This window comes from Rhodococcus sp. P3_B8 (assembly GCF_056402775.1).
In genome coordinates, this window is sequence record NZ_JBFUGT010000311.1 from 1 (window position 1) to 7,486 (window position 7,486).

The following is a 7,486-nucleotide window of genomic DNA, read 5'->3' on the forward strand; positions in this document are numbered from 1 at the left end:
GACACGATGGGCCCATGGCGTATGAGTGCGGCGACGGTCCTGTCGATCGTGGCGATGATTCTGTGGCTGATCCTCGATCACGAACTGTGGGAGCGGCCGAAGTCGCCGGAGGAGCGTGATCGTTCGGTGCTGTACAACACCGCGACCGTGGTCACCCTGGTCATCGGCGTCGTGGTGCTGCACGTGGCCCTGTTCGGCCTGCTGCTGTTCACCGCGTGTCTCACTCTTCCCCCGGAACTGTTGTCCCGCATTCTCGGGCACGGGGTGAACTTCTTCGATTACCTGACGCTCACCTGGTTGCTGGCGTCCATTGCCACCATCGGTGGGGCCCTCGGGTCGGGTCTCGAGGACGACGCCGCCGTCAAGGAGGCGGCGTACGGGGTCCGGCAGCGGCAACGTCTCGAGGAGACGCGACAACCGTCGAACGAGGCGGGATGATCGTGGTCGGCGAAGCGTGCGCGACGCAGCCCTGGTGATTCATCGGGGATGTCCCTAGATGCACGGGTGCCAGATTGCGTCCTCGACCGGTGGGCCGCCCGGTCCAGGTTTGTTTTTCTCCGGCGCCCCGCGGGACTGTCACTTACTCGGTCAATTCCTCAGCCCTGTTGCCGGGTTCGCTGGTGGGCGGTGAGCAGAAGGTGGTCGAACCGGGTCCGTAGGTCCGGAGCGGGTTCGCACTCGGCGAATCCGGCGACGAGTTGTTCGGCGATCGTGCGGAGTCGGGTGTTGGTCTGCTGGGAGCACCAGGTGAGAACGTCGAAGGCGCGGTCGCCGGGAATCCCGTAGACCAGCACCAGTGCGCCCTTGGCCTGTTCGGTTACCGCCGGTGACTCGGCAAGTTCGGCGACCACCGCGTCGACTTCGGGTACACGACGTTCGTCCGCCGATCTGCCGCCTTCGCCTTGCCCGGTCTCGCCGAATGGCATTTCACCGGTGATGCAGCCCTTCAGCTGGTACACGATCCGTACGGTGCCGGCCGCTCGACGGTGGCCCTCGAGCATCGATCGCGTCCTTGCCGACGGAGTACACGTGGACCACAGTTGAGCGCCAAATGCGCTGCTGGAAAGCTATTCCGGAAGTGTCGATAACGGAGATTGTGTCAATTAAGGCGTTCTCTTTGCTCCTCAGAGCGCGAGTAGTCGCTGGAAGAATTCGCGGTAGCGCTTGAGTGCGATACGAAGATCCTCCGTGGAGCCATCTTCGCCTCGAGCCCACTGCTCCTCTAGCCGCGAACGCGCGTCCGAGAAGCCGGTCGTGAGCCGGTCGACGACGTCCGACACGAGACCATCCGCCTTTTGAACGCACTCTCTGGGATCATCGACGAATCCCGCCTGAACCTCGTCCCAACGCGAGCGGAGGACCGATAGCTCGTCCTCAGCGAAAAGCGATTGCCGGGACGATGATTCGGTTGCCGTGGTCGATGAGTGGGTCCCCTCAGCCGACGGGGCAGTCCCCGCAGTGGAGGAGCCGGTTGTCCCGGCCGAGGACACAGTCTCGCCCGAACCGGCGGTCTCGGTCGACGAGCCGGTTGTCCCGCTTGAGGTCACGGTCTCGCCCGAACCGGCGGTCTCGGTCGACGATTCGACCCCCCTGGTCGAGCCGATGCCCTCGGGTTGCTGATCCTGGGTGGTCATGCGCGCGCCTCCTTTGGCTTGTCTTTGTTCTCATCCGTCTCGAGCAATTTCTCGAAGAGTGCCCGGTAGTGCACAAAAGCCTCGCGCTGTTCCTCGGTGCCGACGCCGCCCTGCTCCTGCGCTAGATAGATGCCGTGCGCAGTTCGGTAGTTTTCGACGACCTTCGGATGGTCGACCGAAATGTCGGCCGCCCGCTGATCGAAGTCGTCGATCGGGTAGCCGCGCTCGCGCATGACCTGGATCACGAGCCGGTCCGCAGCGCCCACCGCGCTCGACGGATTGTCGACGAACTCGATCTGCACCGTCCGCCACGAGTCGGCGTACTTCGCTTGCGCCTCGGGCGTCAACGGCACGATATCGAGCTTCTCCCGCTTTCGTTCGCGCGCGGCGAGCTCGTCTTCCGCGGCGTCTAGGTTGCCGACCTCTCCCACAGTTCGCTCGTATTCGGGACCAAACCGTCCCCTCAGCCGGTCCGTCCGCTGACGACTGCTGACCGAGCGTGCGACGATGATCGCCAGTACGGCGATCACGACGATGGCCGCAATCAGGATCCATCCCCAAACAGGCATTTTCTTCAGACCTCCTCGTCCTTAAGACGGAATACCCGACCGGCTCGTTCGGAAACGGCGATTGCGCTGTGCACCCCGCCGGTCGGCGAGAATCGGTGCGGCGACCCCGGCAAGAGAACGCGCCGGCTCCCGCTCCCGTCAAGGCGGGACGCACACCCGCCACAGCGCCGCGGGCGGTGATCAAGTCAGCTCGATAGCCGACCGCGACGTAGAGCTCGTCGCCTGCTTGGGGTCGCGGATAAGTCTGTGTTGCAACGTCGTTGACACATCACGCTGATTTCGTCCACAGTGGTCCCATGAGCGAAGTCACGGACACGGGTGTGGTCAGGACCGCAGTCCAGGTCGACGGTGAAGCGGCCAGCTACCTGACCGTCGAGCAAGACGGTCCGGTGGTGTTGCTGCTGCACGGAACGTACTGGAGTCGGGTCTGGTTTCCGGTGCTGGGCCGCCTCGCCAAGGCGGGGCTACGGCCCATTGCGGTCGATCTCCCCGGACTGGGGCATTCGGCAGGCGAGCTCACCCTGGAAACGGCCACGGTCCCGGCCCTCGCGGATTGGGTGGTGCGATTCGCCTCGGCGCTGAAAATTTCCGGGCCGACCGCCCTGGCAGGTCATGACATCGGCGGCGCCATCGCTCAGCATCTCCTTGTTCACGATCGTCTGAAGGTGTCCCGGCTGGCGTTGGTCAACTCAGTCACATACGACTCCTGGCCAGCGCCCCATGTCGCCCGATTCCGGGGCCCAGGGGTGGCCGCGGGGACCACCGCTCACGACGTTCTCACCGCCCGCCGACAAGCGGTGACGACGGCACTGGGCGGTGCCGCCACCGAGCGGCGAATCGCGGACTATCTGGATCCGTGGACGACTTCGCGGGTGCGCCGATCCTGGATCGCTCTCGCGGGTGCGGCCGACAGCCGCTTCACCCTCGATCTCCTTCCCGCGCTGCGACGATCCATGACACCGAAGCTGCTGATCTGGGGTGAGGACGACCCCTTCGAGACGGTGGAGTACGCCGAGCGGTTCGTCTCGGAGATCCCGCACACCATGCTCATCCGCATCCCAGATGCGGGGCACATCCCCACGGAAAACGCACCCCACCAGATCGCCTGCGCGCTCATCGACTTCTTCACGGCCTAGCTGGCGAACTCCGTCAGCGGCATCAGGCCGCTAGCGGAGAAGCTCGACCGCCAGCACGCGACCTTGCAGAACGAGCCCGCCGCGGACACAGGCCCCGGAAATGCCGTGGTGACCTCCGTCGCATAGCGACTGCACGCGCGCGGACCCTTCCGCACGGGAGAATCACTGTCATGCACGCCCGCCGCCGTCGCCGTCTCGGTCACCTCGCCGCTGTCCTCGCAGTCCTGCTGCTCGCTCTCGTGGCCGCCGCCTGCGCACCCTCCACCAACCAACCCGCGGGACCGGCCACGCCGCCGCCGGGACCGGAGATCACCGTGTCCCCGGCCGACGGCGCCCCCGCGGTCAACCCCACGGACCCGGTAGCGGTGAGCACCACCGGTGGCACCCTCGAGACGGTCACCATGACCAACGACGAGGGCCGGCTGGTCGAGGGCATCTTCACCCCCGATCGCCTGTCCTGGAAACCGGGCGTGCCCCTCGGCTATGGCCGCACCTACACCCTCGCGGTCATCGCGGTCGGCGACCAGGGTGTCCGGAGCGAGAAGACCAGCACGTTCTCCACGGTCACCCCCGGGAACCAGACCAAACCCACCTTCGTCACCAGCGGCGGGAACCTGCTCGCCGACGGCGGCACCTTCGGTATCGGCATCGTCATCGTCACCCATTTCGACGAACCGATCACCGACCGCGTCGCCGCCGAGAAGGCCCTGCACGTGGAGACCACACCCCCGGTCACCGGCTCCTGGTACTGGGCCGACGACCAGAACGTGCACTGGCGACCGGAAAACTATTGGACACCCGGCACCCAGGTCACCGTCCGCGCCAACGTCTACGGCATCGCGCTCGGCGAAGGCCTCTTCGGCCAGGAGGACGCGACCACCTCGTTCACCATCGGTGACGCCCACATCTCCGTCGCCGACGACACCACCAAACAGGTCACCGTCACCGACAACGGGCAGGTAGTCCGGACGATGCCGACGTCGATGGGCCGGGGCGGCACCGAAGTCGTGGGCGGGCAGACCCTCTCGTTCTGGACTCAACCGGGCATCTACACCGTCATCGACAAGGCCAACCCGGTAAACATGGATTCGTCCACCTACGGGCTTCCCGTGAACTCCCGCCTCGGGTACAAGGAATCGATCAACTACGCCACCCGCATCAGTAACGACGGAATCTACCTCCACGAACTCGCCGATACCATCTGGGCGCAGGGCAACACCAACGTCTCGCACGGCTGCCTGAACCTGAGCCCCGACAACGCCCGCTGGTTTTACGACTTCTCCGTGCCCGGCGACATCGTCGAGGTCCGCAACACCGGTGGGGCCCCGCTCGAGCTGTGGCAGAACGGCGACTGGTCCGTGCCGTGGGAGCAATGGCAGGCCGGCAGCGCCCTGACCTGACACGGGAATCGGGACATCGTGTTCGCCGCGGAGGCGACCATTCACTCTGCAGACGCGGTGTGAATCGCGTTCGACGTACGCGCCGTCCGTGAGAATCGGATCGGCTGCTCCGCGGGATATAGCAGCGGATCTCTCGACAGATGCAGTCGCCCCCACCTGCGGTGAGACCTGGCCCCTGTTCACGGGAGCCATCGCTGTCCCGACACCCACCGAGCTACCGTTTTGCCGGACACCGGTCCGGGGTACGTGGTGACAGGGTCTTGCTCGAGGTGGTGATTACTGTGCCCGATTCCTACGCCGACGTCGTCGAACGGCTGTGCGGCGAATTCGACGGCCGGGTGCCACTGCAGAGGGTGACGCAGATCGTGCGCCAGTGCTGCCGCGAAACGAGAGGCTCGGACTCCCCGGCCGACCCGAATCCACCCGGACTCGAAGGCCTCGCCAGACAACGACTGCTCGCCGTTTCGACAGGCGAAAGGACCGACAGCGAAGGCGAAGTGTCCTGATGTCGGCCCGGGGTCGGCACACCGGGTATCTTCACGCCTGTCAGCGCGGAGCTGCAGACGCACCGAAACCCCGCAGCCGTAACCCCCGCCCCGAATCACCCACCCCTGGACGACTCATCCTTGCAGGCTCGGCGCCCCCACACGGGATACTGGAAAGCAACGGCTCCACCCCCGCGCAGGGACTCGCCGAAGGAGAGATCAACGGTGTTCGAGAAATTCAGCGACCAAGCACGCCGCGCCGTGGTCCTCGCCTCCGACGCGGCCCGCACCCACCACCACAACCACGTCGGCACCGAACACCTCCTCACCGGTATCCTCGCCGCCGGCGACCCCACCGCTGCCACCCTCACCTCCTGGGGGATCACCAGCCCCACATCGACAGCGCCCTCGACGAGATTCCCGCTTACCCGAACAGCGACAGCGAATGTGCCGGGCCTCCCCTCACTCCGACCCTGAGAAAGGCCCTCGAACACAGCCTGCGAGAAGCCTCGCTTCTCGGACACGACATCATCGGCACCGAACACCTCCTGCTCGCCCTCCTCGCCGACCCCACCTCCACCGGCACCCAAATCCTCACCCACCTCGCCGACATCAGCACGCACGAGATGCGCGACCGCCTCCGGCACCAACTCACCGAACACCCACAACCCCACGAATAGATCCGCACCCCAGCGAAGTCCCTCCGCCCCTCCCGACTCCACGGGCGACCCCACCTCGTCGGTGCGCCGGCGTACACCAGCGGTCCGGTCAGATCTTCGGTGGCAGCGGTTGCGGCATTGTCGTTGATCGCCGAAATGCCGTTCTGCGCCGCCGCCTTCGAGGTATAGCCCTGACCGGCCGCGATGACCTCGCCGTTCGCCGACTTCAAATGAAACCGGAACTGGCCGGCGGCGTCTTGAACAGCTCGAACTTCGCAGACATGACGCCCCTCCTCCACGGACGTCCACTGCGATCGCGAACAACGCACAACACCGTAAACCGCCCGATCAGCCCTCGGCAGCCGACCACATCGATTCCCGCTCGATCTCGCGGAGGCCGACGAGTAGACCTCCCGTCTCGCGGACGCCGTCAATCCGGCGAGGTTGGGACGCGGTCCGGAACCAGAGGCCACCGGGGGCACCCCGCTGAGGTCACCCGCCGCTCACCCGAATGCGCAGCGGCAGCGCTCAATCATGCACCGGGCCCGGCGCGGGAAGTCGGTGTGCGTATCGCCGTCGAGCCACTCCCCGAGCACCTCGAGGGCGGTTAACCACCACCCCATCTCGTCGACACCGTCCTGCCGGCTGCCGCAGACCTGGGTGAAGACCAGCACCGACCCGGCGCGGCCATCGTCGGCGATCTCCCACCGCACCGCGGTGTCCCCGGTTCTGTACTCGAGTAACCTTGGCGGGTCGGCGCGCGGTGCCACCTGCGCCAGGCGAGGAGGACATCGCACACTCGTCAGCGCCCGCCACACCTCCGAGCGAGCGTGATCCAGATGGCGTTCCAGGCGCAGGCGGTAACGCCCGTGCTCATCGACCGTGACATCATCGGTCACGAGAGTATTCCTCCGGCGCCCCGACCTTCGGTTCGACACTTCCAGGTTCACGCGGCCACCGTTGGCGGCGGGCAGTCGGGACCACCGCGACGGGCAGTCGACCATCCACGCACATCCGGCACTCGCGTAGCAGTCCTGACATTCGGGTACCCCACCTCCCCCAGACACAACCGCACAGGTACTGCCTACGCGGGGAAATGTCCGTGGCTCCCCGGACCCCGATAATCCGCTCGGAGCAATCCGGTGTGTCCTGCTCACCGCGGTCTACGCGGCCGTCGCCGCACTCACGCTGTCCACCGGATGCACAAGCGACAGCCCACACGCCCGATGAGCCGTCCACCTCCACGGCCGCACCAGCGACAACCACAGCTCTGACATCCTCGTACGACGAGCGGCAGTGCACATCCTCGACGCGATCGTGCGCGACGACTTCGCCGCGGCCACCACCGATTTCGACGAGCCGATGCGGCAGACATTAACCCCGAGCTGGGCCGGCTATCTGGAACAGTTCGGCACGTACCAACGACACGGGGACTGTCAGAACATCGGTGGATCCAGTTCTGGCGCATGAATCTAGATCACAGTTGGGGTGATACGGCCTTCGAATGTGATAGCAAACGCATTGAGGGCCGGCTTCCACCTCGTCACCCATCGTGCCCTTCCCTTACCCGTGGGGTCCAGCGCCCGGGTGGCGAGGTAGAGAC

At 65.9% G+C, this 7,486-nt stretch carries 9 protein-coding genes and 3 pseudogenes; 7 read left to right on the forward strand and 5 right to left on the reverse strand.

Annotated features, from left to right (window positions below; translation table 11 throughout):
* Positions 1-438 (forward strand): annotated as a pseudogene (locus tag AC1D1G_RS38430) (hypothetical protein); the annotation flags it as partial.
* Positions 439-596: 158 nt separating this feature from the next.
* On the opposite strand, the pseudogene AC1D1G_RS38435 reads toward AC1D1G_RS38430, so the two are convergent.
* From AC1D1G_RS38435 to AC1D1G_RS38445, 3 genes and pseudogenes are all read right to left on the reverse strand, one after another.
* Positions 597-860 (reverse strand): annotated as a pseudogene (locus tag AC1D1G_RS38435) (ANTAR domain-containing protein); the annotation flags it as partial.
* A 264-nt stretch (positions 861-1,124) separates the two neighbouring features.
* Complete coding sequence (locus tag AC1D1G_RS38440; RefSeq protein ID WP_477956211.1) at positions 1,125-1,634, reverse strand: hypothetical protein; 510 nt, start codon at positions 1,632-1,634, stop codon at positions 1,125-1,127.
* The gene (locus AC1D1G_RS38445; RefSeq protein ID WP_280783714.1) at positions 1,631-2,203 is read right to left on the reverse strand and encodes a hypothetical protein; all 573 of its coding nucleotides are present in this window, start codon (positions 2,201-2,203) and stop codon (positions 1,631-1,633) included. Before AC1D1G_RS38445 ends, AC1D1G_RS38440 begins: the two co-directional genes overlap by 4 nt.
* Positions 2,204-2,499: 296 nt before the next feature.
* On the opposite strand from AC1D1G_RS38445, the gene AC1D1G_RS38450 reads away from it, so the two are divergent.
* From AC1D1G_RS38450 to AC1D1G_RS38470, 5 genes are all read left to right on the forward strand, one after another.
* Entirely contained in the window at positions 2,500-3,339 is an 840-nt protein-coding gene (locus tag AC1D1G_RS38450) for an alpha/beta fold hydrolase (RefSeq protein WP_477956212.1), read from the forward strand.
* A 170-nt stretch (positions 3,340-3,509) separates the two neighbouring features.
* Positions 3,510-4,739 carry a L,D-transpeptidase gene (locus tag AC1D1G_RS38455; RefSeq protein WP_477956213.1) on the forward strand — a complete coding sequence of 410 codons (1,230 nt, stop codon included), beginning with the start codon at positions 3,510-3,512 and terminating at the stop codon, positions 4,737-4,739.
* Between the two features lie 269 nt (positions 4,740-5,008).
* Complete coding sequence (locus tag AC1D1G_RS38460) at positions 5,009-5,245, forward strand: hypothetical protein (RefSeq protein WP_283354623.1); 237 nt, start codon at positions 5,009-5,011, stop codon at positions 5,243-5,245.
* A gap of 240 nt (positions 5,246-5,485) precedes the next feature.
* Positions 5,486-5,701 (forward strand): Clp protease N-terminal domain-containing protein, encoded by a 216-nt coding sequence (locus tag AC1D1G_RS38465; protein ID WP_477956216.1) that lies wholly within the window; start codon positions 5,486-5,488, stop codon positions 5,699-5,701.
* The gene (locus AC1D1G_RS38470; protein WP_477956217.1) at positions 5,698-5,904 is read left to right on the forward strand and encodes a Clp protease N-terminal domain-containing protein; all 207 of its coding nucleotides are present in this window, start codon (positions 5,698-5,700) and stop codon (positions 5,902-5,904) included. The genes AC1D1G_RS38465 and AC1D1G_RS38470 overlap by 4 nt, the downstream gene beginning before the upstream one ends.
* Before the next feature lie 86 nt (positions 5,905-5,990).
* On the opposite strand, the pseudogene AC1D1G_RS38475 reads toward AC1D1G_RS38470, so the two are convergent.
* Positions 5,991-6,166: pseudogene (locus AC1D1G_RS38475) on the reverse strand (YegP family protein); the annotation flags it as partial.
* 220 nt (positions 6,167-6,386) lie between these two features.
* A complete protein-coding gene (locus tag AC1D1G_RS38480) occupies positions 6,387-6,782 on the reverse strand; it encodes an SRPBCC family protein (protein ID WP_477956214.1) in 396 nt (131 codons plus the stop codon).
* 397 nt (positions 6,783-7,179) lie between these two features.
* Between AC1D1G_RS38480 and AC1D1G_RS38485 the strand changes: the two genes are divergently transcribed.
* Positions 7,180-7,353: a hypothetical protein gene (locus tag AC1D1G_RS38485; RefSeq protein WP_477956215.1), complete on the forward strand. Its 174-nt coding sequence runs from the start codon at positions 7,180-7,182 to the stop codon at positions 7,351-7,353.
* Positions 7,354-7,486: the final 133 nt, after the last annotated feature.

Excerpts from the sequence above, each read along its gene's own strand:
- AC1D1G_RS38440 (WP_477956211.1), bottom strand. The coding sequence starts at position 1,634 with ATGACCACCCAGGATCAGCAACCCGAGGGCATCGGCTCGACCAGGGGG.
- AC1D1G_RS38445 (WP_280783714.1), bottom strand. The coding sequence starts at position 2,203 with ATGCCTGTTTGGGGATGGATCCTGATTGCGGCCATCGTCGTGATCGCC.
- AC1D1G_RS38450 (WP_477956212.1), top strand. The coding sequence starts at position 2,500 with ATGAGCGAAGTCACGGACACGGGTGTGGTCAGGACCGCAGTCCAGGTC.
- AC1D1G_RS38455 (WP_477956213.1), top strand. The coding sequence starts at position 3,510 with ATGCACGCCCGCCGCCGTCGCCGTCTCGGTCACCTCGCCGCTGTCCTC.